Source organism: Mesorhizobium sp. LNHC252B00 (assembly GCF_000502955.1).
Lineage (GTDB): Bacteria > Pseudomonadota > Alphaproteobacteria > Rhizobiales > Rhizobiaceae > Mesorhizobium.
Genome location: NZ_AYWO01000180.1, coordinates 1 through 248, shown reverse-complemented (window position 1 = coordinate 248; position 248 = coordinate 1). Strand labels below are relative to the sequence as shown.

At 61.3% G+C, this 248-nt stretch carries 1 pseudogene; it reads right to left on the bottom strand.

The window, feature by feature from the left end:
• Positions 1–248: pseudogene (locus X744_RS0139530) on the bottom strand (spermidine/putrescine ABC transporter substrate-binding protein PotF); the annotation flags it as partial.

The following is a 248-nucleotide window of genomic DNA, read 5'->3' as shown; positions in this document are numbered from 1 at the left end:
CCTCGACCGCGCGGTTGCGGGCCTGGAACACGTCACCCGACCAGCCGACCGCCAGGCAGATGTCGCCATTGGCAAGTGCGTTGATGTATTCGGACGAGTGGAACTTCCTGATATAGGGACGGACCTTGAGAAGAGCTTCCTCGGCCTTGGCAATGTCGTCGGGCGAGGTGCTGTTGGGGTCGAGACCGAGGTACTTCAACGCCGCCGGCAGGATGTCGGATGGAGAATCCAGCACATAGACGCCGCAA